The 23,134-nt window shown below is 51.7% G+C and carries 21 protein-coding genes; 3 read left to right on the forward strand and 18 right to left on the reverse strand.

The features are described 5' to 3' along the window. Window positions 1-521: 521 nt before the first annotated feature. The 11 genes from PCI15_RS15155 to PCI15_RS15205 form a co-directional block, all read right to left on the reverse strand. Window positions 522-914 (reverse strand): hypothetical protein, encoded by a 393-nt coding sequence (locus tag PCI15_RS15155; protein ID WP_271270779.1) that lies wholly within the window; start codon window positions 912-914, stop codon window positions 522-524. Between the two features lie 553 nt (window positions 915-1,467). Then, complete coding sequence (locus PCI15_RS15160) at window positions 1,468-1,944, reverse strand: GNAT family N-acetyltransferase (protein WP_271270780.1); 477 nt, start codon at window positions 1,942-1,944, stop codon at window positions 1,468-1,470. Between the two features lie 218 nt (window positions 1,945-2,162). Continuing rightward, window positions 2,163-2,894, reverse strand: coding sequence for an AAA family ATPase (locus tag PCI15_RS15165; protein ID WP_271270781.1), 732 nt, complete (start codon window positions 2,892-2,894; stop codon window positions 2,163-2,165). 102 nt (window positions 2,895-2,996) lie between these two features. Next, window positions 2,997-3,497 carry a hypothetical protein gene (locus PCI15_RS15170; protein WP_271270782.1) on the reverse strand — a complete coding sequence of 167 codons (501 nt, stop codon included), beginning with the start codon at window positions 3,495-3,497 and terminating at the stop codon, window positions 2,997-2,999. A 116-nt stretch (window positions 3,498-3,613) separates the two neighbouring features. Beyond that, window positions 3,614-4,375: an SDR family oxidoreductase gene (locus PCI15_RS15175; protein WP_271270783.1), complete on the reverse strand. Its 762-nt coding sequence runs from the start codon at window positions 4,373-4,375 to the stop codon at window positions 3,614-3,616. Between the two features lie 45 nt (window positions 4,376-4,420). Then, window positions 4,421-6,322, reverse strand: coding sequence for a propionyl-CoA synthetase (locus PCI15_RS15180; RefSeq protein ID WP_271270784.1), 1,902 nt, complete (start codon window positions 6,320-6,322; stop codon window positions 4,421-4,423). 128 nt (window positions 6,323-6,450) lie between these two features. Then, entirely contained in the window at window positions 6,451-7,341 is an 891-nt protein-coding gene (gene mmsB / locus PCI15_RS15185) for a 3-hydroxyisobutyrate dehydrogenase (protein ID WP_271270785.1), read from the reverse strand. 47 nt (window positions 7,342-7,388) lie between these two features. After that, complete coding sequence (locus PCI15_RS15190; RefSeq protein WP_271270786.1) at window positions 7,389-8,495, reverse strand: enoyl-CoA hydratase/isomerase family protein; 1,107 nt, start codon at window positions 8,493-8,495, stop codon at window positions 7,389-7,391. A gap of 9 nt (window positions 8,496-8,504) precedes the next feature. After that, complete coding sequence (locus PCI15_RS15195; RefSeq protein WP_271274629.1) at window positions 8,505-9,281, reverse strand: enoyl-CoA hydratase; 777 nt, start codon at window positions 9,279-9,281, stop codon at window positions 8,505-8,507. Window positions 9,282-9,312: 31 nt separating this feature from the next. After that, complete coding sequence (locus PCI15_RS15200) at window positions 9,313-10,470, reverse strand: acyl-CoA dehydrogenase family protein (RefSeq protein ID WP_271270787.1); 1,158 nt, start codon at window positions 10,468-10,470, stop codon at window positions 9,313-9,315. An 84-nt stretch (window positions 10,471-10,554) separates the two neighbouring features. Then, complete coding sequence (locus PCI15_RS15205; RefSeq protein WP_271270788.1) at window positions 10,555-12,048, reverse strand: CoA-acylating methylmalonate-semialdehyde dehydrogenase; 1,494 nt, start codon at window positions 12,046-12,048, stop codon at window positions 10,555-10,557. 203 nt (window positions 12,049-12,251) lie between these two features. Here PCI15_RS15205 and PCI15_RS15210 point away from each other — a divergent pair, with 203 nt between their 5' ends. Further along, a complete protein-coding gene (locus tag PCI15_RS15210; protein ID WP_271270789.1) occupies window positions 12,252-13,175 on the forward strand; it encodes an AraC family transcriptional regulator in 924 nt (307 codons plus the stop codon). A gap of 13 nt (window positions 13,176-13,188) precedes the next feature. On the opposite strand, the gene PCI15_RS15215 is transcribed toward PCI15_RS15210, so the two are convergent. Together PCI15_RS15215 and nhaA are read right to left on the reverse strand one after the other, a co-directional pair. Then, window positions 13,189-14,130 (reverse strand): GGDEF domain-containing response regulator, encoded by a 942-nt coding sequence (locus tag PCI15_RS15215; protein WP_271270790.1) that lies wholly within the window; start codon window positions 14,128-14,130, stop codon window positions 13,189-13,191. A 450-nt stretch (window positions 14,131-14,580) separates the two neighbouring features. Further along, entirely contained in the window at window positions 14,581-15,798 is a 1,218-nt protein-coding gene (gene nhaA, locus PCI15_RS15220; RefSeq protein ID WP_271270791.1) for a Na+/H+ antiporter NhaA, read from the reverse strand. Between the two features lie 163 nt (window positions 15,799-15,961). On the opposite strand from nhaA, the gene nhaR reads away from it, so the two are divergent. After that, window positions 15,962-16,888 carry a transcriptional activator NhaR gene (gene nhaR, locus PCI15_RS15225; RefSeq protein ID WP_271270792.1) on the forward strand — a complete coding sequence of 309 codons (927 nt, stop codon included), beginning with the start codon at window positions 15,962-15,964 and terminating at the stop codon, window positions 16,886-16,888. A gap of 39 nt (window positions 16,889-16,927) precedes the next feature. Here the strand turns inward: nhaR and PCI15_RS15230 are convergent, their stop codons facing one another. From PCI15_RS15230 to choX, 3 genes are all read right to left on the reverse strand, one after another. Beyond that, window positions 16,928-17,779: an endonuclease/exonuclease/phosphatase family protein gene (locus tag PCI15_RS15230; RefSeq protein ID WP_271270793.1), complete on the reverse strand. Its 852-nt coding sequence runs from the start codon at window positions 17,777-17,779 to the stop codon at window positions 16,928-16,930. Between the two features lie 478 nt (window positions 17,780-18,257). Then, window positions 18,258-19,163 (reverse strand): alpha/beta fold hydrolase, encoded by a 906-nt coding sequence (locus PCI15_RS15235; RefSeq protein WP_271270794.1) that lies wholly within the window; start codon window positions 19,161-19,163, stop codon window positions 18,258-18,260. 19 nt (window positions 19,164-19,182) lie between these two features. Continuing rightward, window positions 19,183-20,121 carry a choline ABC transporter substrate-binding protein gene (gene choX, locus PCI15_RS15240; protein WP_271270795.1) on the reverse strand — a complete coding sequence of 313 codons (939 nt, stop codon included), beginning with the start codon at window positions 20,119-20,121 and terminating at the stop codon, window positions 19,183-19,185. Window positions 20,122-20,324: 203 nt separating this feature from the next. Between choX and betI the strand changes: the two genes are divergently transcribed. Beyond that, on the forward strand, window positions 20,325-20,906 hold the full coding sequence (gene betI, locus PCI15_RS15245; RefSeq protein ID WP_271270796.1) for a transcriptional regulator BetI: 582 nt from the start codon (window positions 20,325-20,327) through the stop codon (window positions 20,904-20,906). An 80-nt stretch (window positions 20,907-20,986) separates the two neighbouring features. Here betI and PCI15_RS15250 read toward each other — a convergent pair whose 3' ends face one another. Together PCI15_RS15250 and PCI15_RS15255 are read right to left on the reverse strand one after the other, a co-directional pair. Continuing rightward, the gene (locus PCI15_RS15250) at window positions 20,987-22,174 is read right to left on the reverse strand and encodes an acetyl-CoA C-acyltransferase (RefSeq protein WP_271270797.1); all 1,188 of its coding nucleotides are present in this window, start codon (window positions 22,172-22,174) and stop codon (window positions 20,987-20,989) included. A gap of 25 nt (window positions 22,175-22,199) precedes the next feature. After that, entirely contained in the window at window positions 22,200-23,123 is a 924-nt protein-coding gene (locus tag PCI15_RS15255; RefSeq protein ID WP_271270798.1) for a branched-chain amino acid ABC transporter permease, read from the reverse strand. Window positions 23,124-23,134: the final 11 nt, after the last annotated feature.

The raw sequence follows: 23,134 nt of genomic DNA on the forward strand, positions 1-23,134 counted from the left end.
ATTCATCTTCGGTGCCGGGACTATAGCTAAAGGAAAGTAATGGCTATTGTATGAAATTAAAAAATATGTACATAAATTGATCAGCCTGCAAATGCTCTGCAAAAACACTTAAATGCCCTTCACCGGCCTTACAGAGCTGGATTGAACCGTTGCTGCAAATTGCACCAGTGGCGACCGGTCACACAACAGCGCGTAGCTGTAGCCACAGTTGGCAAAGTGCCGGGTGATCAACAACGACATTTAACTGCAGGGAAAGGTGTTGTTTAAAATATCCGCAACCGGACAACGCTATTCATGTGAGGAACTGATCATCAGCTATGTACATGTTCACCCGGGGGAGTTCGCGCATGAGAAGAACGTATTGTATGGGCCTTCTGGTTTAACCAGCTGTTCGGGAAATCGGGGTACAATCAGTGTCAGGCCAGGCCTTAACTGTGCTTTTACACATGATGCGCACGAATAAAAAACCAAGCGGCCAGAGCAGAATACTATCTTGTTCTGCCCTGACATGAGGTTCTTATCTATCGGCAGCGATATGCTTTGAGGCTACGTTCAACATCAAGCAAATACTCATTCCAGCCATGTAACATCGCCTGTGCCTGTGTGTAAGTTGCCGTAATGTTTAACTCCCCTTCGAAATACACTGCACTCTGATAACTATCCCCTTCCCTTCGGCGGATTCCATCCTGCTTTGCAAGGTCTCCCGCCATATCCAGCGGCGGTTCATCTTCTTGTACCGGTTTCAGAATCTGTAAGTACACAGTATTCCCCGTGCTGTGAAACACAGTATGCGCTCCCCTTCTGTTCAGGCTAAAACTGAGCATAGCCAACCCACCAATAAAGGCAGATAGCGCCATTAATTGTTTATGAGTCAGCTCTGAAGCAGGTTGCTGCGATGAAAATAACGGGTCCATAACTGAACTACCTCCCTGTAAGTACCTTGTTTAGGTTGAATAAACCGTCTCGGCGTTTGTGCATCCATGCTGTTGCCTATAGAGTTGTACTTTGAATTTTGAAGAACTATCAGCAAACTATTCATCTAGAAGTGAAGTTTGGATAGAAGCATTCTAGCTTATATGCAAATTATATCTAGATATAATTTCTAGAAAAATCATGAACATAGACGACAGAATACGTAAACTACTGAATTACATAGATTTAAGTACGGAAGACCTTGCACAAAAAACAGGGACTAAATACAGCCGTTGGACAACTATTCGTAAAACAGGAGGCCGTGCAAGAGCAGAGGAAGTTGAGCTCCTGTGTAAAATGTTTCCGCAATATCAGATGTGGGTAGCCACAGGCACTGTATGCCCAGAAATAGGCCAAACAAGCCCAGAATCTGAAGAAGTACCAAATACCGACTCAAGGGAAGGTAGTTAACCTGCGAATACGCAGTAAAACAGAACAGGACCTTCCTTTTGCTTATTTAATGAGCAAAAAAACTGACCCCATGGCTACGTTCAGTCACTCTGCAAACCACTTATCTACCGATAGAAAATAAGTCGTGAAGCTTCGGCCCAAAAGCTCGGTTTTTTGGACTTTATTGGCTTTTCTTTTCAACACTCTGTATTCAGGGCGGGTTTCAAGAAGATGGAACATCACTTCCTGATGCCCTAACGCTTTGGCCCAGCCCATCATAGAAGTGAATATTGCTATACCGGATCCCCAAAATGCTTTGGAAATAACAATCGCAATTTCAAAACCGTCATCATCCGGCTGAATCCCACACCAGCCAGCAAGTACTCCATCTATAAGCACTGCCCGAACCTGGCAACCCGGTAAAGCATCTGTACTGATCTTTTCGTTCATCCATTCTCTGATACTGACAGAATCAAATAACGGATGGTCAACCAGATGCGTTCTCAGGGCAGGCTCATTAACAATGGGCAGCAGATCATCCGGGGTCGTCTGGCTGAAACTTACAAACTCAATTTTATTCATGTCTAAACTCGTCTATGAGCCAAAGCAGCGGCCCACTATCAATACGGCTTAGGATCAAAATAATAATTAACGGGGTCAAGTCTTGTTTTTTGCCAGTTTACCAAAATATGCAAAAGGAAAGATCCGCCCCTCTGCCGTGTTTTAACACCGCAAACAGGGACGGGCGTTAGCGAGGCACGGACCGAAAACCCCTGCTGCTTTGCTTTATTACACACTTACTAATCCTCCATCAGAATTTTCATCATTTCTTCATGGCGATTGAGGAAATCCCGTGTGATTTCAAAGTGTTCAGTATCTTCATAAGACACTTCATATATTCCGGACTCTGAGAACTGGTATATCTTAGCCCTGGGATAAGCAAGCAGTATCGGAGAGTGAGTGGCGATAATGAATTGTGAGTTTTCCTGAACCAACTGGTGAATGGCAGATATTGCTGCCATCTGCCGGGCCGGTGAAAGAGCAGCCTCAGGTTCATCCATTATGTACAGGCCATTTCCTCTGAGCTTATTGATTAATGTCGCCATGAAAGACTCTCCGTGGGACTGCTCATGCAAAGACTTTCCGCCATACCCACTAAGATAACCAACCTCATCCATTAAAGTGGCTAAATTATAAAAACTCTCAGCCCTGAGAAAGTAGCCATCTCCCGGCTTTTTAAAACTTTTAACGGTTTTTAAGAATTGATATAACTCCGAGTGGGTTCTGCTTGTGGAGAATGTCGATTGTTTAGTGCCCCCCTCAGCATTGAAACCCTGCGAAACAGCGATTGCCTCAATAAGAGTGGACTTGCCTGTTCCATTTTCCCCCACAAAAAAAGTAACATCCGGGTGAAATTCTAAAACATCGAGTTCTTTTACTGCGGGAATACAAAAGGGATATACATCAAAATCGCCGACGTCATCGCGTTTAAGCTGTACTTCCTTTAAATAAGGTCTGTCCTCGAAACTCATACTTTCCCTGTTTGTAACGCTGCGCACATGAACCGGAAAACCGCGAAAGGGTTTTAAGATCCGGCACCGAAGGTTCGACATGTTGTGTCTTGTCAGCCGCTTTTAAAAGCCCCATTTATCTACTTTTGTAACTCTGCCTTTGAGATCGAATGAAACCCTTACAAGCTTTTCGTCTTTTTCGATAACAGAACCTGACTCTGCCTTTCTTTGTATGATGTACCAATATGTTGAGCCAATAATATCAGGCTTATACATTTTGGGTTCATACAAATCACGAATTTCATCCGGTTGAGGTAATACGCTGAGAACTTCTTTTGCAGTACTGCCAATTTCAATTTTTGTGTACTGGTTAATAATTAATGAAGCCCGCTCTTCATTGGCATAGTACGGATATCGTAATTCTGCTATTACCGGCGAGTTTGCAAACAGGAGTAACCAGAAAAATGTGATTGCTAGCTTGCTCATTTTTTCACTCCCGCCAGTTAGCATTTTAATAATGGGGGTACGCATTTTTCTGCCAAAGCGAAAAAACCAGAAAAAGTAAGACATTGAATATAAATAACTTTTTAACATCAGCGCCATTGTCTTCAAAAAAGCACGCATGTTTTGATCACTGCCTGTACGCACAGATTAGCAATGTAACTGAGGACAAAGAAAGAATAGTCCGGGAGCTATCGTTTTGCACGATAACTCCCTCAGAGAGAATGAAACAGCAGAGGTTAAATCCTCAACCCGCCATCCATTTCGATGATCCGGCCGGTAAAGAAGTCGTTTTCGATGATGTATTGCAGGGTGTGGGCCATTTCTTCCACTTCCCCTAAGCGACGCAGAGGAACGGCTTTCACCATTCGCTCTACGGCTTCAGGTTTCATTTGCGCGGTCATATCCGTGGCGATCACACCCGGGGCAATGCCGCCCACCCGGATACCGTGTCTGGCCAGTTCACCGGCCCAGGTAACCACCATGGTTGCCACCGAGGCCTTGGTGGCGGAGTAGTTGGTCTGGCCCATGTTACCGGCACGGGATACAGAAGAAATATTGACGATCACACCGCCCTCCCCCTGCAGTGCCATAATGGCGGCCGCTTCACGGGTACAGAGGAAGGTGCCGGTGACATTCACATCAAAGACGGAGCGGAACTGATCCAGCCCCATTTTGGCCTGTAATTCGCCGTCTTTCACTTTGATCAGCATGCCGTCGCGCATCAGGCCGGCATTATTCACTAGCCCGTGTACGCCACCGCAGCTCTCTTTAATCTGTGCAAAGGTCGCTTCAACCGCTGCTTCATCGGTAATGTTGCAGACAAAACCGTGGGCAGTTCCGCCCAGACTCTGGCACTCAGTTACCGCAGCATCCAGTACCTGTGCGTCCAGATCAATCAGTGCAAGAATGCCGCCCTGCCCGGCCAGATGGCGAGCCATTGCCAGCCCCAGACCGCGCCCCCCGCCGGTAATCACAAACACTTTGTCTTTTATTTGCATGGCATTCGTCTCTTCTTTGTCAGTGTCATTTGAAAACAGGTTTGTTCAGATCATGCCTGAGCGGTGCATGATGTCGGTAATTTCCCCAAGGATGCTTTCATCATCAATGGTAGAGGGCATTTTGTAATCCTGATTGGCAGCGATCTTACGCAAGATGGCCCGCAGGATTTTGCCGGAACGGGTCTTCGGTAACCGCTGTACCACCACCGCTTTGCGGAAGCAGGCCAGTGCCCCCACCTGCTCACGTACCATTTGGACCAGTTCGGCTTCCAGTACGTCAGGATCAATATCCACATCCCCTTTCAGGACCACCAGCCCCACCGGCAACTGGCCTTTCAGTGAATCTTGCATGCCGATCACGGCACATTCAGCCACTGCCGGATGGGCCGATACCACTTCTTCCATCTCCCCGGTGGATAGCCGGTGACCGGATACGTTGATCACATCATCCGTACGGCCGGTGATGTACACGTAGCCCTCATCATCTTTAAAGCCGCCGTCACCGGTGTGATAGAAGCCAGGGAAAGCAGTGAGATAGGAATCAGTGAAACGCTGCGGCTGGTTCCAGATATCCCAGGCAACGCCCGGCGGCATTGGCAGGCTCACCACAATATTGCCGGTTTCATTGGCTTCTACCGGCTGGCCGGCACCGTCCACCACCTGAATGTCATAACCGGGAATCGGTTTGTTGGTGGAGCCTAAGCGGGAAGCTGAAGGGTTATCCCAGCCCATCATCGGCGAGGTCATCGGCCAGCCGGTTTCGGTCTGCCACCAGTGGTCGATGACCGGCACGCCAAGTAAATCATCCAGCCAGTGGTAGGTAGATGAGTCCAGCTTTTCACCGGCCACGAATAAACGTTTCAGGCTACTCAGGTCATACTGTTTACTCAGGGTGCCGTCAGAGTCTTCTTTACGGATCGCCCGGAAGGCTGTCGGTGCGCAGAACATGGCATTCACACCGTACTCGCTGATTACCCGCCAGAATGCGCCGGCATCCGGGGTACGGATCGGTTTGCCTTCATAGAAAATGGCACTGCAACCGCCCATCAGCGGGCCGTAAACAATGAAGGAGTGGCCGACTACCCAGCCAATGTCTGAAGCACCCCACCAGACATCACCGGCCTGCATGCCGTAAACATTATGCAGTGCATAGTTCAGCGCAACCGCATGGCCACCGTTATCCCGCACGATACCTTTCGGTGCGCCGGTGGTGCCGGAGGTGTAAAGAATATACAGCGGATCTTTGCCCTGCACCGGCACACAGTCAGCCGGTTCAGCACCCTGCTGGCAGTCATACCAATCCAGATCCCGTGCCGGGTCCATGTCCGCCTGCAGCATCGGTCGCTGACATACCAGCGTATGCAGGGGTTTGTGGGTCGCCAGATCAACCGCCTTATCCACCAGCGGTTTATAGGCAATCAGCTTTTCAAACTCGATACCGCAGGACGCGGTGAGGATCAGTTTCGGCCGGGCATCATCAATGCGGATGGCCAGCTCATTCGGGGCAAAACCGCCGAAGACCACTGAATGCACCGCGCCAATTCTGGCACAGGCCAGCATGGCAACTGCCGCTTCCGGGATCATTGGCATATAGATAACCACGGTATCGCCTTTGGTCACTCCCAGACCTTTCAGAGTACCGGCAAAACGGGCCACCTGTTCGTGTAATTCCCGGAAGCTGATGGCCTGTTTTACGCCACTGGCGGGAGAATCATAATACAGGGCGACCTGATCGCCCCGTGTCGCCAGATGCTGATCCAGCGCCAGATAGCAGGAATTCAGTTCACCGTCCGGATACCAGCGGTGGCTGCCGTTAGGCAGGGCTTCAAGGGTTGTCTGGGGCGGGCTGAACCAGTTGATGTTGCCCGCCTGCTCCGCCCAGTAAGCTTCCGGGTTTTGCTGAGCTGCCTGATACTGCACCGCATAATCGCTTTGCTGATTCGCCATTTCTCACTCCATGAAGCCCATAGCACACCATCGGTCAGGTCAGACCGGAATAAAGGGCTTTGTTATTTTTATTGGTAGCCAGTCCACCGGCAGTGCCGGCGAACAAAACAGGTTGTAGCACTCAGGAATTACTGGTCCTGATAAAGCTTAAGCACGCTGGAGAAGTCCAGCCCGCCATTGCCCTTGGACTTATGCAGGCTGAATAATGCCCGGGCCTGCGAGCCCATCGGAATCGGCGATTCACTCTGCTGGCTCAGTCCCATGGCCAGCCCCAGATCCTTGTACATCAGATCCACCTGGAAACCGCCCTGATAGTCGTTGGATGAGGGCACGTTTTCCATCACCCCCGGCACCGGGTTATACACGTTCAGTGCCCAGTTACCGCCAGAACTCTGCTTCATGATTTCCGACAGCACCGCCGGATCAAGGCCGTTCTTCATGCCCATATTCAGGGCTTCACAGGTACCGGTCATCAGCACCGCCAGTAACATGTTGTTACAGGCTTTGGCGATTTGCCCTGCGCCATGATCACCGGCATGGAAGATGTTCTTACCCATGCATTCCAGCACAGGTTTCGCCCGGGCAAACTGTGCATCGTCTCCGCCGACCATGAATGCCAGTGTGCCAGCCACGGCACCGCCCACACCGCCGGAAACCGGCGCATCAATAAAACTCAGGCCCCGTTCGGCAGCGACAGCCGCAACTTTTTTGGCCGTTGCCGCATCAATGGTAGACGAGTCGATAATCAGCGCTGAAGCGGAAATTACATCAAACAACGGCGTGTCACCGTTCAGATACACCGCTTCCACATGTTGTCCTGCTGGCAGCATGGAAATAACAAACTCACTGTCACGGGCGGCATCAGCAGCACTGCCCATGATGTTACAACCGTGATCAGCAGCCGCCTTTAATGCGGCGTCTGAAAGATCAAATACTTTAACCTGATGGCCGGCCTTCGCCAGGTTAGCCGCCATCGGGCCGCCCATATTCCCTAAACCAATAAATCCGATTGTTGCCATCTTTCTGTCCTCTTCTTAGCCTGTCTGAACAGGCAAAACTGTCATTATTATTCTGTACCCAGGTGCGCTAACGGATTCACTTCCCAGGGGCTGGTGAAAAACTCGTCCACAATCGCTGGATCAACGTCTGCCAGGGTATTGAATGTCCACTGTGGTGCACCGTCTTTATCCACCAGCAATGCCCTGACACCTTCCGGGAATTCCCGGTGACGACAGCACTGTACCGACAGCGCCAGTTCCTGCTGAAATACTTCTTTCAGGGATAAATGCCGGCAGCGCTGCAACTGACGGGCAATCAGATGAATTGCCAGAGGGCTGCCGTGGCTGATAGCCTGCCGGGCACGCTGTAACCATTTATCGTCGGTGTCCAGCGTTTGCAGCGCAGTGACCATATCGATCACTGAGTCCTGATCCATCAACTGATTAATGACTTCAAAATGCTCCCGTACCGGCGAGTCTGCCTGCCAGTCATTCAGGGAATTCTGCTCCAGCTGACGCAGAACAGAGGCTACTACCGTCTGCGCATTCCCCTGCCAGTCGGCCTCACACAGATCATTCAGAACCTGTTGTCTGCATTCACTTGCAATAAAGCGGTCTGCCAGCCCCAGAAACAGGGCATCTGCAGCATTCATTGAATTACCGGTCAGGCCAAGAAATAAACCGGTTCGGCCCGGCATACGGTTAAGAAACCAACTTCCGCCCACATCCGGATACAAACCTATGGTAACTTCCGGCATCGCCAGCCGGCTGCGCTCGGTAACCACCCGGTGACTGCAGCCGCTCATCAGCCCCATACCACCGCCCATCACAATGCCATGGCCCCAGCAAATCAGCGGCTTGCTGTAGGTATGTAACAGATAATCCAGCCGGTATTCCTGGGTAAAGAAGCGTTCCGGGAAAAACTCATCGCCGTCACCGGTCATCGCCTTGTACAGGTTGACCACATCACCGCCGGCACAGAAGGCTTTTTCACCGGCGCCGTCCAGAAACACACAGACCACAGCATCATCCTGTTGCCAGCGCTGTAACTGCGCCAGCATCAGTTCGATCATGTCCAGGGTCAGCGCATTCAGAGAACGTTCTGCATTCAGGGTCATCCGGCCAACTTTATGACCAGACGCCGTGGTCAGTTCGTTAAACAGCACACAACTCATCCGGTACTCCTACTTGTTCTGCCACACAGGTTTACGCTTATCCAGAAAGGCATTCACCCCTTCGCTCTGATCTTCCGTAAAGAACAGGTCGACAAAGAGTTCGCGTTCAAGAATGTAACCCTGATCCCAGTGCTGGGACCGGTTGTTCTGAATCAGTTGCTTACAGGCTGCAATCGCAGTGGGGCTCTGGTCCGCAACCTTTTCAGCCATTGCCAGTGCCGCTTCCAGGGCCTGCCCCTGTTCAACCACGTCTTCTACCAGACCAATCTGCAGCGCTTTATCTGCCTTCAGCCGTTCTCCGCACAGAATCATCCGTTTGGTCCAGCCTTCACCGACCAGCATGGTCAGGTTCTGGGTGCCGCCGGCGCAGGGCAGCAAGCCTACCTTGGCTTCCGGCAGCGCCATTTGTGCCTGCGCTTCTGCAATCCGAATATCGCAGGCCAGCGCAACCTCTAAGCCACCGCCCATGGCGAAACCGTTAATTGCCGCAATGGATACACCACGGAAACGGCTCAGGGTTTCAAAGGCTTCACCGAAATAGCGGGCCATATCACGGGCAACGCTGCGGTCCCCTTCGGCAAACAGTTTCAGATCTGCGCCGGCAGAAAAGAACTTTTCCCCCTGCCCGGTAATCACCAGGCTGTAAATCTGCTTATCCTGATTGAGATCCTCCACCAGTTTTTTCAGCCCCTTCAGGCTCTCAGCCGTCCAGGTATTCGCCGGTGGATTATTCATGGTCAGCACGGCAATGTTGCCACGCTTTTCCAGCATCAGAGCATCGGTCATCATGATCTTCCTTCTGCCTTATGGATATCTGTTAAACAATTGCTGCGGCGTCTTCAAGTAACAGCCGGCGGGCAATAATCACATTCATAATTTCGTTGGTACCTTCAAGAATCCGGTGCACCCGGTTATCTCTGACGTAACGTTCCAGCGGGTATTCTTTGATATAGCCGTTACCGCCGAAGATCTGCAGGGCTTCATCCGCCGCCCGAAAGCCGACATCGGTGGCAAAACGTTTTGCCATGGCACAATAAGTGGTTTTGTCCGGGTGATCCGCATCCAGCCGGGCAGCGGCCATACGCACCATTTGCCGGGCCGCAACCAGTTCGGTGCTGGCCTCCGCCAGTTTGAACTGCAGTGCCTGAAAGTTCGCCAGCGGCTGGCTGAACTGTTTGCGCTCGTGCATGTAATCCCGGGCCTGATTCAGTGCCTGCTGAGCCGTGCCGACTGAGCAGGTGGCAATGTTCACCCGGCCACCGTCCAGCCCGCGCATGGCAATCTTAAAGCCGTCGCCGGGTTTACCCAGCATCGCCGTGGCAGAAACACGCACATCACTGAAACTGATCATACGGGTTGGCTGGCTGTTCCAGCCCATCTTGTCTTCTTTGCGGCCGTACTCAATGCCTTCTGCCCGGGCATCCACCACAAAGGCGGATATACCGGCTGCACCTTCGCCACCGGTCCGGGCCATCACCACCAGACAATCGCTGCTGCCGGCACCGGAGATAAAAATTTTACTGCCGTTAAGAATATAATCACTGCCCTCCTGCCGGGCGGTGGTTTTCAGATGGGCGGCATCCGATCCGGCATTCGGTTCGGTCAGGCAATAAGACCCCAGCTTCTGGCCGGAGGTAAGGTCCGGGCACCATTGCTGGCGGGTATCTTCATTGCCGAACTCACTAATCATCCAGGCCACCATGTTATGAATGGTGAGGTAAGCCGTGGTTGAGGTGCAGCCCATGGCCAGTTGCTCAAAGATAATACTGGCATCCAGCCGGGACAATCCCAGCCCGCCCACATCTTCATGGCTGTAAAGGCCACAGAACCCCAGCTCACCGGCTGCCCGTAATACATCCACGGGAAAGATCTGCTGCTGATCCCATTCGCCGGCATGGGGTTGCAATTCATTCTCTGCAAAGGTGCTGGCCATGTCACTGAATGCCAGCTGATCTTCGTTTAATTCAAAATCCATTGCCTGCCCCTCAATCTCTAACACGTTGTAACTGCATCACTGAAAACGGCCGGCTCACCTGTCAGGCAACGCCGGCCGAATACATCAGCGCAGGTTAATACTGGTATTCACGCCAGTATCAATATCGTCTTCGAACCAACGGGCAGTCACCGTCTTGGTTTCGGTATAAAAACGCACCGCCTGCTTGCCGTAAGCATGCTGGTCGCCGTAGAACGACTTACGCCAGCCGGTGAATGAGAACATTGGCAGTGGCACCGGTACCGGCACGTTGATGCCAACCTGACCGACCTTGATCTCATGCTGATATTTACGGGCCGCCGCACCGGACGCTGTAAACATGGACGTACCGTTGCCGTAAGGATTGTTATTGATCAGTTCAATGGCTTCATCCAGAGTATCCACTTCCAGTGCAATCAGGACCGGGCCAAAGATCTCTTCCGTATAAATGGACATATCCGTGGTGACGTTGCGGAACATGGTTGGGCCAACCCAGTTACCGTCCGGGTAGCCTTCAACCACGCATTCGGAACCGTCAAGAATACAGTCTGCTCCGGCTTCTTTACCCTGGCGGATAAAGTCGAGAATACGGGCTTTAGCCTGCGGATTGATCTGCGGACCATAGCCGGCTTCCGGATCATTCCAGGCACCGGGACGCACCTTCGCGAGCGCGTCGCGTACTTCCGGAATCCATTCACGGGCTTCGCCAACAAACACGGCCACAGAAATCGCCATACAGCGCTGCCCCGCCGCCCCGACTGACGCACCGGCAATGTTGTTAATCACCTGTTGTTTCTGGGCATCCGGCATCACCACCATGTGGTTTTTAGCACCGGCGAACGCCTGTACACGTTTCATATGATCGGTGCCGGTACGGTAAATGTGTTCACCCACCGCCACCGAGCCGACAAAAGAAATCGCCGGGGTATCTTTATGGGTCAGTAACTGGTTCACCACGTCCTTGGTACCGTGAACAACCTGTAACAGGCCGTCCGGCGCGCCGGCTTCCTTAAACAGTTCAGCAAGACGCATCGGCGTCAGCGGATCCTGCTCGGACGGTTTCAGTACGAAGGTGTTACCGCAGGCAATGGCCATCGGGAACATCCACAGAGGAATCATGGCCGGGAAGTTAAACGGGGTAATCCCCACGCACACGCCCAGCGGCTGGGTAATGCTGTAGCAATCAATTTTGCGGGCAACGTTCTCAACGGTTTCACCCATGCTCAGTGACGCGATGTTGCAGGCATGTTCAACCACTTCAATGCCACGCCAGACATCCCCTTTGGCATCTTCAAAGGTTTTACCGGTTTCCTGTGCCAGCAGGGTCGCAATTTCATCATGATTGTCTTTCAGTAACGCCTGATACCGCAGCATCAGCCGGGCACGTTCCCCGACCGGAGTTTCTTTCCAGATGGCAAAGGCATTACGGGCTGCAGCAATTGCCTGTTCAACTTCTTCTGAGGTCGCGCATGGCACCTGTGCCAGCACTTCCTGAGTCGCCGGATTGGTTACCGGAATCCATTCACTGGCACGGCTTGAAACTAACTCGCCATTAATAAGCAGTGGAACTTGCTGAGTCATTCTGATCACCTTTGATACGTGTTACTGATTCATGTTTTTGCCTGTTTCACTCACACTGCCAGGCAAGGTATTGATTCGATTAAAGCACAGCTCAGCAGTTGCAAGGATTGATAAAGTTGCTGACTTAATGGATTATATTGCTAACAAATAGGTATTTACCCTTATATCTTAGTCTAACCTTATCCCAACTGCCGGAGTAAGTCATGAGTACGCCTTCAAACTGGCCACTTGATACGGCAAGTATCCGCTTTGTACTGCCGCACAAGATCATCCGCATGCTTAGTGACCATCCGCTCACTTCCCAGCTGTATCCGCTGGGTGCCGGTTATTATCAGGAGGCAGCCGGCCATCGGATGCAACGGCAGGAACATGACGATAATCTGATTATTTATTGTCTGGAGGGGGCCGGTAAACTGACCGTTAATGGGCGTACATGGCGTATAAAATCAGGGGATTTGATAATTCTCCCCCGGGGGCAGGCGCATCAGTACTCATCTGACCAACAGCAGCCGTGGAGCATTTACTGGAGTCACTTTTCAGGCAGTGAAAGCAGTCAGTTCATTCGGCTGATAAGCGAGAAACGTAATCGTCCGGTGGTTCATTTGGGGATTCACAGCAAGCTGATCAGCGATTTTCAGGCCTTTCTGGATGCCAGGCAAACCCAGTATCACCTCAATACCTATCTGCATGCGGCGAATCAGCTGCGCCAGATACTGACACATATTGCTGTTTTATTGCCGCTGAGCCGGGGCCAGGCACATGCCGCTGAAGGCTTTGATCTGGAAAAGGTTCACAGCCTGATGCAGGCGCGCTTACATGAACAGCTGGACCTCGGGACACTGGCCGCCAGTGTCAATTTATCGAAGTATCATTTCATTAAGAAATACAAGGAACTGACCGATACCACACCGATCAGCCACTTTATTCATCTGAAGATTGAACGGGCCTGCCAACTGCTGGACAGCAGCCACAAAAGCGTCACCGAAATAGCTCTGCAACTGGGGTACGAAGACGCCTATTATTTTTCCCGGGTGTTCAAAAAGGTAATGGGGATATCCCCCAGCCAGTACCGAAAATTACAGACCGGGGCGTGGGCATACCCTGATTTCAGCAGGAACACCTCATAGCTAACAGACCCTGTCAGGCCTGTTTAGCGATTCCGGCTTCGCTGTCTGCAAAGGTTGCATAACGGTTACGGCCGTTGCTTTTGGCAAAGTACAGTGCCTTGTCCGCCTGGGACAACAGCGCCTGGCTGGAACCGGCGGAAAACTGACTGGAACTGATACCTATACTGGCAGTAATATAGGGTTTCACCGGCGAATACTCATGTGCCAGGCTGGCGTCTGCAAGTGCGCTGATAATATCGCTGGCAACTTTCTCTGCGCCTGCCAGTGAGGTATTCGGGAGCAGAATAACAAACTCTTCCCCCCCAAAACGGGCCACCAGATCCGCAGGACGGCGCAGTTGCTGCTTCAGTACTGCACTGAACTCTTTCAGGCAGACATCCCCCTGCTGATGACCGTAATTATCGTTGTAAGGCTTAAACTGATCGATATCGATGAACATCACACAGAGTTCGGTTTTTTCCCGCTGATGTAACTTCCAGGCACGTTGTAAGGATTCCTCCAGACCACGGCGGTTAACGGTCTCCGTCAGCGGATCAATATGGGTTAACTTCATTAACTCATGATTCGCTTCTTCCAGATCCGCTTTCATCTGCGCAATACGTGCCATCGCCCGGATCTTTGCTCCAAGCACAATCGGATTAATCGGTTTGGTCAGGTAATCATCCCCGCCGGCATCAATGGCATCAGCCAGATGCTGATCATCACTTTTACCGGTAAGGAAAATAATCGGGATCCAGTTATCACCTAGGTGACGACGGATCTGACGGGTAAGAGTGAAACCATCCATTTTAGGCATTTCGACATCCATCAGAATCAGATCGATATCAACGGTATTCAGAATGGTTTTGGCTTCTTTGGCGCCATTGGCAAGAAAGGGCGTGTCACCCGCGTCAAGAATAATGGATTCAAGTAAATCTCTGACTAGCTTTGTATCATCTACAACTAAAATCTGCATTCAACTGCCCGCTGCAAAACACCCCAAATGATAACTTCATATAACTCACAACGGACCGTTTCCGGCAAATTCCCGTTGCCTTTACACACTTACTATATTTTTCGCTCAGACACCGTATCTGTTATACACAACCACACAAATTACAGACACGTACAACCTTTAATCCGTGCGTTCTAGCCTAATAGATACACCCTTAAAAAGCCAATGATGCATGTGCTTCAGCGGCGATAAAGATGCCAAACTGGTTACAACCCGCTCATGTAATAAACAGCATTACGTGACGTACCAAGCATGGCTTGCTTACGTTAACCGGGGTTGTCCGTGCGCAAACTGTCCGGGATCAATAAACCGCCCGGATAATCCGTAAAACAGCAGTTAGAAGAGATTCTCAAAAAAAATAATCCGTCCCTGGATTAAAAGGTGAGAAGAAACAGAAAAATCAGTTGAGCATCAGCGCCGTTGCTCAGCCAGCTTACGCCGGCGCAGAGCTGACCTGGCAACCTGACTGCGGCGCATCGCCAGCTTAATCATCAGATAACCGGTAACGGCAGAGAGCAGTGACGCCATCAGAATACCCAGACGCTCATCGATCAGCATATTGACACCGCTTTCTTCGAAGGCCAGCGTTCCGATAAACAAACTCATAGTAAAGCCCACCCCGCAGAGGATCGAAACCCCGTACAGGCTGAGGAAGTCCATCCCTTTAGGCAGCTCGGCCCGGGTAAAGCGCACCACCAGATAACTGAAGCCGAACACCCCAACCTGCTTACCCACGAACAGGCCCGCCGCGATACCCATGGTGACCGGATGGGTCAGGGAATCCATGGTGATAAACGACAGATCCAGCCCCGCATTGGCAAAGGCAAACAGCGGTAAAATTATAAACGCAACCGTCGGGTGCAGGCTGTGTTCTAAATGCCTGACCGGTGAATACCGTAAATTTTTCGGATCACGCATCGGAATAAAGAACGCCAGTACCACCCCGGCCAGCGTCGCATGCACACCGGACTTCAGCAGAGCCATCCAGAACAGCACACCCAGCAGAATATAGGCAGGAATGTCGCAGATTTTCCGGTAATTCAGAATACACAGGAAAACAATACAGACAGCCACCACCGCCAGCGCGGCCGGATCAATACTCTCGGTATAAAACACCGCAATAATCAGGATCGCGCCGATATCATCAATAATCGCCAGCGTCACCAGAAATAACTTAATCGAGGCCGGTACCGACCTGCCCAGCAATGACAGAACCCCTAATGCGAACGCAATATCCGTAGCAGCCGGAATCGCCCAGCCCGCGGTAAACTCCGGCTGAGAAGCGGTGAAACTCAGGTAAATCAGTGCCGGCACCAGCATACCGCCAACCGCACCGGTGGCCGGCAAGGCAACCAGTGAAGGCTTAGCCAGCTCCCCTTCCATGATTTCCCGTTTAAGCTCCAGACCAACCAGGAAGAAGAAAACCGCCATCAGTCCATCGTTAATCCACAGCAGTAAGGGTTTTTCAATGGAGAAATCCCCCAGCGAAACACCGGCTATCAGATTAATCAGCAAATTGTAATATACCGCCAGCGGGCTGTTCGCGATCAGTAAAGCCACCACCGTCGCCAGCATCAGCAAGATACCGCCCGCCGCCTCACGCTGCAGGAAATTACGCAATGTTGTCATTCACTCTCTCCATAGATACACGCCTGTGCGATCCCGAATTCATCCGTCAAAATCAACAGCCATCTATCTAACATAGTCCAACTGGCTAAGTTGAGAATAATTTAATAGGCTATCAGCTAAGATAAAAACTGATTATTTCTTCCTCTCTCTTCGAAAATGCCGAATGATTACCAATATAAACTACAACCACTTCTACTATTTCTGGGTGGTCAGTAATGCCGGCAGCATAGCCAAAGCCAGTAAAACCCTGCACCTGACACCACAAACGATCAGTGCCCAGATTTCCATGCTGGAACAGCGGCTGGGTAAAGCACTTTTTATTCGCAAAGGCCGGCAGTTAGTACTCAGCGACTATGGCCGTATCAGTAAACAGTATGCCGACGACATGTTTGCCATTGCTGAAGAGTGGCTGGAAACCACCCAGGGTAACGACACCTACCTGAAAACCCTCAAGGTGGGAATTTCTGATGCCCTGCCAAAGTCGCTGGTCACCCGGTGGCTTGCGCCGATCATTAACTCAGACAGCAATATCAAACTCACCTGTATCGACGGCAAACAGGAAGAACTGCTCAGCCAGCTGGCTATTCACAAGCTGGACCTGCTCCTGTCAGATACCCCGGCTGATAACAGCTACAACCTTAAAGTTTTTTGCCATGAAATCGGCAAAAGTAACATTGGACTTTATGCCCGTCATACACTCGCCCGGGAGTTACAGCCAGACTTTCCCCGCAGCCTCAGCCAGCAACGAATGGTGCTTCCGGGTAAAGACAGCCCCACCAGCCGGGCCATTGAATACTGGCTCAATGAACAACATCTCAACGTCAGTATTGTCAGCCACGTAGACGACAGCGCCCTGATGAAAGCGTTTGGCAAGCAGGGTCTGGGAATTTTCCCCGCACCTATCCTGATCAGGGATGATGTCAAAAACAGCCACCAGGTCACGCTTATCGGCCAGGTGAGTAACGTCTTTCAGAGCTACTATCTGATCACACCGGAACGCATGATCAGTGACACCTTTGCCACCCGATTGCTGGAGCAGGCCCGAATGAGTGAACCGCCGGAAAACGAACGGCCTGACCCGGAGCCGTAGCCCCTGCCGGCTTAGTCCCGGCCGGCGGTGCAGAATCCGTTAGCGATTAAACTGAAATACAGCAGAAACCGGCCGGTAACCGGGCCCGCCGGTACTGTTCCGTTCACAATACTCGTCCTCCTGAAACAGCACAGTTACATCCGAAACTGCCAGCCCTCCTTTGAGAAAAAAATGATCCGTCATCGAATCATAATGGGGATCACACAACGTCTTCACAGGATTCGACGGTTTCAGCCACTTCAGCGTTCTTGTCAGCCGGTTAAAAGCTGTTGATGTAATGTTCGTCAGATACTCCGGGTCCAGAACGATGCTGAAGTTGCCGGTGAGAATGACCGGCACATTGGTGCGGGAAATCCACTCCACCAGCAACCGGGCCTGATGTGCACGGATCGCTTCGCCACTGCTGCAACATTTAAAATCCACATTACCGACATAAAACTCCTGTTTACTGGCCCGGTGCTGAAAACGCGCAAATAAAACCGGCAATAAACGCATATCCTCTACCCCCAGACTGGACGTGTCAGGCCTTGAACGGACAGCATCCAGCTCAATCATTTCTAACAGGCGCAACACAGTACCGTTATAAACAATTGCCAGATGATCATTCAGCCGGTCAGACTCACGGTTCCTGCCTGCACGGCTCATGACGTAGCGGTAGCGGTAACCGCTGTCCAGTGAAGCGGCAGCAGCATACCAGGCCAGATCTTTTTCGTTATCAATTTCCTGCAACGCCAGTATTTCAGGCCGCTTCAGTTGCTGAATGATCTCACCGACCCGGTACGGATAGGTATTGGCGGAGGAATCAACATTAAAGGTTACAACATTCAGATTACTGCCTGCTGCCGGCACGCTCACCAGTAGCCACAGGAGCAAAACGTTTATGAATTTCATGCCGCCCTCCGGGTATATAAACAGAGGGCTTTCATTAGGAAGTTAGCGGTTCTGCCAGAAAACCTGAACAGAAAAACAGCACCACCGGACAGTTGATGCCGGCTGATGGATTCATCACGCGTCACCGCGCAGATTAAGGTGTGAAACATGTTAACAGTCCGTCCCTGGAATGTAAGATTGAGTGGGGCGATTATAGCATGCGATAAACGGAATATAGCCTTAAGCAGGGCCCCGGCAGGCCAACAACCAGGGCCTGCTCAACCGAAAGAAAAGCCTCAAAACCGGAAATAAAGCTTTTAAAAACAGCCTCCTCAAAAATTTCCAGCTGAATATTTGCCACCCTACCGAGCCGGACTATACTTACCCCTAGCGAAAAGCTACCCGTCCGGGCCTCCGTGCACACTCATCCCGGATGGGTAGTTTTTCGCTATTTTATAGCCCGACAAACCTTTCCGTGCAGATAATTCCAGCGACGCTATCAACACTGAATGCCTGACAGGAAACACGCCAGCCTGTCAGTCAGACGAGGCACAAACCCGTCCGGAAAATCATGCCCCAGCCCTTCCACCAACCAGAATTCAGAGCCCGCAATCAGCTCATGGGCACGCTGCCCCTGGCTCCAGTGAATACAGGGGTCTTCATTGCCGTGAACGATCAGTGCTGGTGCCGTCACAGATTCCAGCACATGTTGCCGTGAACCGGTGGCCCGCAGTGCCAGCCCCTGTCGATAAATCCCTTCCGGACAATAACTTCGCCTGACTGCTGTCTCAGCCCAGTGGCGGGCCGCCTCGCCGCTGATAACGGTCTGACTGCCTGCATAAATCTCACAGCCCGATACCATCAGATCAACCGCTTTCTCCGCGGGGAAGCGCCTGGCGGACTGATTCATTTTTTCCGTCGCAGCCTGAGTTGACAGAATCTCAGCCTCACCACCGGAAGACATCAGAGACACCAGGCTTAAAACCCGCCGGGGATGCCCGCCAGCGAGTATCTGGGCAATCATCCCTCCCATCGAAAACCCCAACACATGGAACTGTTCTGCTTCCAGACAATCCATCAGATACAGAGCGTCGGCCGCCATATCGTACAATGTATAAGTACTGTATTCAGGGGGAACCTCAAACATCTCGTGAGCGACATAAACCGGTGCAACATCCGCCGGCACTTCTGTTTTAAAAGACAGTCCCGCATCGCGGTTATCAAAGAGAACAACCCGATACCGGCTGGCCAGCGCGCTGACCAGCGGTGCCGGCCAGTCTGTCAGCTGCATGCCCAGCCCCTGGATCAGAAGCAATGTCTGGTCATTCTCTGCACCATGAACTTCATATGCCAGACGAATACCCGCCCCGTCAGGGGTTGGCTCAGTCACACCTGCTAACGCCATATGTTCAGATACCTCAGGCTCAGGATTCAAGATAATCCGAAACGGCTGCAGCCCCGTCACCTCCCTGCAGGGTTTTCACCCCTTCCAGCCAGGTATTCAGCACCTCAGGATTCGTCCGGATGACAGTGCGGGCAGCCTCTTGGGGCGTCATACCGTCATCAAGGATATAGCCCATACCCACGTTCTCCATGTCCAGTGTAAATGTCATATTCTGCAGTAAACGTCCCACGTTAGGGCATGCCTCCAGATAGCCTTTACGGGCCGTTGTGTGAACACTCGCGCCACCAAAGTCAGGGCCATAGGTATCATCAGTACCGGTCAGGTAGGCTATATCAAATTTCACATTCATCGGGTGAGGTTCCCAGGCCTGAAAAGCAATCCATTCAGAACGTCGCTCAGCCCGCTTCAGCTGCGCCAGCATCCCCTGCTCGCTGGACTCAACAACCTTCCAGCCACCCAGGTTGTACTTCCCGGCCGCAATGGCATCCAGAATAATGTTGTTACTGCCCGGCTCAAGCCCGTAGAGTTTCTTCTTAAACTTATCGGCATACTTATGCAGATCATTGATATCCGTGACGCCGGCATCGTACACATACTGAGGCACGGCATAGGTGTACTTAGCCCCCACCAGATTTACAGCAACCTTCTCAATGCTTCCCTCATCAATATATGACTTGATGTAGGTATCCATCGCCGGATCCCAGTATCCCATCATCACATCAATATCACTGTTCTTCATGGCCTCAAGCATCACCGACATGCCGAGAATATCCACCGACGCCTGATACCCCAGCCCGTTGAGTAACAGTTGCGCCACACCACTGGTAAAGGCCAGATCCGTCCAGCCAGGCTCTGCCAGCTGAACCGTCTGACAGTCACTGGCAACAGAGACCGTCGCCGTCGTCAGAGAGACTGCCAGCACCGCACTTGAGAGTAATGCTTGGTTGTTATTTTTCATCATGAGTACCTTTGGATGATTACTTTTTATTTAACATACAACCAAAATACTGGACACTCAACCAATTTTTTAATCGACACACTTATCTACAAACAGTTACCCCTAAGAAAACAACGCCTTGAACTCAACTAGAAGTTTTTTTTCAGTTATAGTGAAAGCAGAATAAGCAACGGCGAGTCAAACGCTGCTGCAGAGGGTTATGTATGCGAAAGAAAATTAAAGACATTCGTCGGGAAGAGTTACTGCAGGCAACGCTGGATACCATTCATGCCGAGGGTCTGCATAACATCACTGTGGCAAAACTGAGTAAAACCGCGGGCATGTCACAGGGAATGGTGCATCACTATTTCAAAAATAAGGCGGAAATTATTGAAGCGGCTATCCGTCATGTAAATGCTGAGCTACGCGCCGAACTGGTTAAGGAAATGGGCCGGACAGAAACGCCAACCGAAAAGCTCTTCAAAATCCTGGATATTAACTTCGCCCCCCACTGGTTTAACCCTCAGACAACCCGCCTATGGGTATCCTTCTGCAGTGAAGTACCTTTCAATGACACCTTCGCCCGGATACAGGCAGTCATTCACAACCGCATGCACAGCAACCTCAAACATATTTTAAAAGCCCTGTTAACAGAGCATGATCCTGACCAGATAAGCCACGAAATCAGCAACTTAATAGACGGCTTTTGGATTCGGGCCTCGGTAGGTAAACATCCGGTAACGCCGGCAGAAGCAATTACCTGTTTAGAAAACTATCTTAAACGTCTGGGCATTGAGCGGCCTTAACCCTCTGAAAGGTCGCACCTTCAAAACATAAAAAAACGCCCAACAGGGCGTTTTTTTTAATCGCTTAACACACCGCTGATTTACAGCATTTCGACGGCAACCGCCGTTGCTTCTCCCCCGCCGATACACAGCGAAGCGACTCCCCGCTGTAACCCTTTTCGCTGCAGGGCATACAGCAGCGTGACCAGAATCCGTGAACCGGATGAACCAATCGGGTGGCCCAGCGCACAGGCACCGCCATGAATATTCACCCTGTCGCTGTCCAGCCCCAGTTCCTGGCAGGCCAGCATGGTCACCACCGCAAAGGCTTCATTGATCTCATACAGATCAACCTCACCCTTACCCCAGCCACTGCGGTCCAGCACCTTCTGAATCGCTCCGATCGGCGCGATGGTAAAGTCTTCCGGCAACTGAGCATGGGTTGAATGAGCAACAATTTTCGCCAGCGGCTTCAGCCCCTGCGCTCTGGCAGTACTTTCGCGCATCAGCACCAGCGCGGAACCGCCATCGGAAATCGAACTGGCATTGGCTGCGGTTACTGTGCCGTCTATCGCAAAGGCCGGCCGCAGGGTGCGGATCTTATCCACCCGGGCATTACCCGGCTGTTCATCAACATCCACCACGGTGTCGCCCTTACGATTGCTGACCGTTACCGGTGCAATTTCGGCTTTAAAACGGCCTTCTGTAATGGCCTTATTCGCCTTCTCCAGCGACCCGATGGCAAAGTCATCCATCGCTTCGCGGGTCAGGCCGTATTTATCCGCAGTTTGCTGGGCAAAGTTGCCCATCAGCCCGCCTTCGTAAGCATCCTGCAGGCCGTCATAAAACATATGATCCAACGCCTGCTGATGCCCCATGCGCATCCCGGCACGGGCCTTAGGCAGCAGGTAAGGCGACAGGCTCATGTTCTCCATGCCGCCGGCCACCATCACATCCACCTGGCCGGCCTTCAGCTGGTCATGGGCCAGCATCACCGCCTTCATACCGGAACCGCACATTTTATTGATAGTGGTCGCTCCGGCAGCATCAGCAATGCCTGCAGCCCTTGCTGCCTGCCGTGCCGGTGCCTGGCCTAAACCCGCCGGCAACACACAGCCCATAATGACTTCATCAACCTGATCACCGGCCACACCGGCCCGTGCCATTGCCGCGGCAATGGCGGTTGCGCACAGTTGCGGCGCCGGTACTTCACTGAGTGAGCCCATCATGCCGCCCATCGGGGTACGGGCTGCGCCAACAATTACAATTGCGTCATTTTCAACGGTCATACTTAATCCTTTTGTCACCCGGTGACTAGAAATTCTTCTTCACCATCTTCTGGAATTCCCCAACGATACCGCTGCGGAATGCCAGTACACATACAATAAAGATAGCGCCCATAATGATACTGATATAGTTACCCAGCTCCCCGCCGGACAAATAATTCTGAATGGTCACCACCACACCGGCACCGACCACCGGACCAAAGATCGTGCCCATGCCGCCCAGCAGAGTCATCAGTACCACCTCACCGGACATATGCCAGTGCACGTCGGTCAGGGATGCCAACTGGAACACCAGCGTCTTGGTCGACCCTGCCAGCCCGGCCAGCGCCGAGGAAATGATGAACGCCACCCACTTATAGTCATTGACGTTGTACCCCAGCGAAACAGCCCTTGGCTCATTTTCACGGATGGCCTTTAATATCTGACCAAAAGGCGAATGAATGGTGCGGTGAATCAGCCAGAAACCGAACAGGAAGATCGCCAGTACAAAGTAATACATCACCATGTTATCCGACAGATCAATCAGGCCAAACAGCTTACCCCGCGGGACCCCCTGCAAACCGTCTTCACCGCCTGTAAACGGCGCCTGAAGGTAGAAAAAGAAGGCCAGCTGCGCCAGCGCCAGAGTTACCATGGCAAAGTAAATGCCCTCACGTTTGACCGCCAGCTTGCCGTAAACCGCGCCGAGTACACCTGCTGCAAGGGTACCCGCCAGAATCCCCAGTTCCGGGGTAATGCCGGTATTCAGCATCAGGCTGCCAGTGATATAGCCGCCGGTGCCCAGAAAGATCGCGTGGCCGAAAGACAACAGGCCGACAAAGCCCAGTAGCAGGTTAAACGCGCAGGCAAACAGCGCAAAACACAACACCTTCATCAGGAATACCGGATACAATATCAGCGGTGCCACCAGCGACAGGCCAAACAGACTCAGATATAACTTATTCACTTTCATCGTTTCGCCCC

The organism is Aliamphritea hakodatensis (assembly GCF_024347195.1).
Classification (GTDB): domain Bacteria; phylum Pseudomonadota; class Gammaproteobacteria; order Pseudomonadales; family Balneatricaceae; genus Amphritea; species Amphritea hakodatensis.

What these genes read in the sequence shown, in the direction of transcription:
- choX (WP_271270795.1), bottom strand. Translation starts at nt 20,121, where the DNA reads ATGAAAAATAACAACCAAGCATTACTCTCAAGTGCGGTGCTGGCAGTC.
- PCI15_RS15200 (WP_271270787.1), bottom strand. Translation starts at nt 10,470, where the DNA reads ATGGATTTTGAATTAAACGAAGATCAGCTGGCATTCAGTGACATGGCC.
- PCI15_RS15160 (WP_271270780.1), bottom strand. Translation starts at nt 1,944, where the DNA reads ATGAATAAAATTGAGTTTGTAAGTTTCAGCCAGACGACCCCGGATGAT.
- PCI15_RS15175 (WP_271270783.1), bottom strand. Translation starts at nt 4,375, where the DNA reads ATGCAAATAAAAGACAAAGTGTTTGTGATTACCGGCGGGGGGCGCGGT.
- PCI15_RS15230 (WP_271270793.1), bottom strand. Translation starts at nt 17,779, where the DNA reads ATGAAATTCATAAACGTTTTGCTCCTGTGGCTACTGGTGAGCGTGCCG.
- PCI15_RS15215 (WP_271270790.1), bottom strand. Translation starts at nt 14,130, where the DNA reads ATGCAGATTTTAGTTGTAGATGATACAAAGCTAGTCAGAGATTTACTT.
- PCI15_RS15210 (WP_271270789.1), top strand. Translation starts at nt 12,252, where the DNA reads ATGAGTACGCCTTCAAACTGGCCACTTGATACGGCAAGTATCCGCTTT.
- PCI15_RS15180 (WP_271270784.1), bottom strand. Translation starts at nt 6,322, where the DNA reads ATGGCGAATCAGCAAAGCGATTATGCGGTGCAGTATCAGGCAGCTCAG.
- nhaR (WP_271270792.1), top strand. Translation starts at nt 15,962, where the DNA reads ATGATTACCAATATAAACTACAACCACTTCTACTATTTCTGGGTGGTC.
- PCI15_RS15250 (WP_271270797.1), bottom strand. Translation starts at nt 22,174, where the DNA reads ATGACCGTTGAAAATGACGCAATTGTAATTGTTGGCGCAGCCCGTACC.
- PCI15_RS15195 (WP_271274629.1), bottom strand. Translation starts at nt 9,281, where the DNA reads ATGACCGATGCTCTGATGCTGGAAAAGCGTGGCAACATTGCCGTGCTG.
- PCI15_RS15190 (WP_271270786.1), bottom strand. Translation starts at nt 8,495, where the DNA reads ATGAGTTGTGTGCTGTTTAACGAACTGACCACGGCGTCTGGTCATAAA.
- PCI15_RS15155 (WP_271270779.1), bottom strand. Translation starts at nt 914, where the DNA reads ATGGACCCGTTATTTTCATCGCAGCAACCTGCTTCAGAGCTGACTCAT.
- PCI15_RS15255 (WP_271270798.1), bottom strand. Translation starts at nt 23,123, where the DNA reads ATGAAAGTGAATAAGTTATATCTGAGTCTGTTTGGCCTGTCGCTGGTG.
- PCI15_RS15235 (WP_271270794.1), bottom strand. Translation starts at nt 19,163, where the DNA reads ATGGCGTTAGCAGGTGTGACTGAGCCAACCCCTGACGGGGCGGGTATT.
- betI (WP_271270796.1), top strand. Translation starts at nt 20,325, where the DNA reads ATGCGAAAGAAAATTAAAGACATTCGTCGGGAAGAGTTACTGCAGGCA.
- PCI15_RS15205 (WP_271270788.1), bottom strand. Translation starts at nt 12,048, where the DNA reads ATGACTCAGCAAGTTCCACTGCTTATTAATGGCGAGTTAGTTTCAAGC.
- PCI15_RS15170 (WP_271270782.1), bottom strand. Translation starts at nt 3,497, where the DNA reads ATGCGTGCTTTTTTGAAGACAATGGCGCTGATGTTAAAAAGTTATTTA.
- nhaA (WP_271270791.1), bottom strand. Translation starts at nt 15,798, where the DNA reads ATGACAACATTGCGTAATTTCCTGCAGCGTGAGGCGGCGGGCGGTATC.
- PCI15_RS15165 (WP_271270781.1), bottom strand. Translation starts at nt 2,894, where the DNA reads ATGAGTTTCGAGGACAGACCTTATTTAAAGGAAGTACAGCTTAAACGC.
- mmsB (WP_271270785.1), bottom strand. Translation starts at nt 7,341, where the DNA reads ATGGCAACAATCGGATTTATTGGTTTAGGGAATATGGGCGGCCCGATG.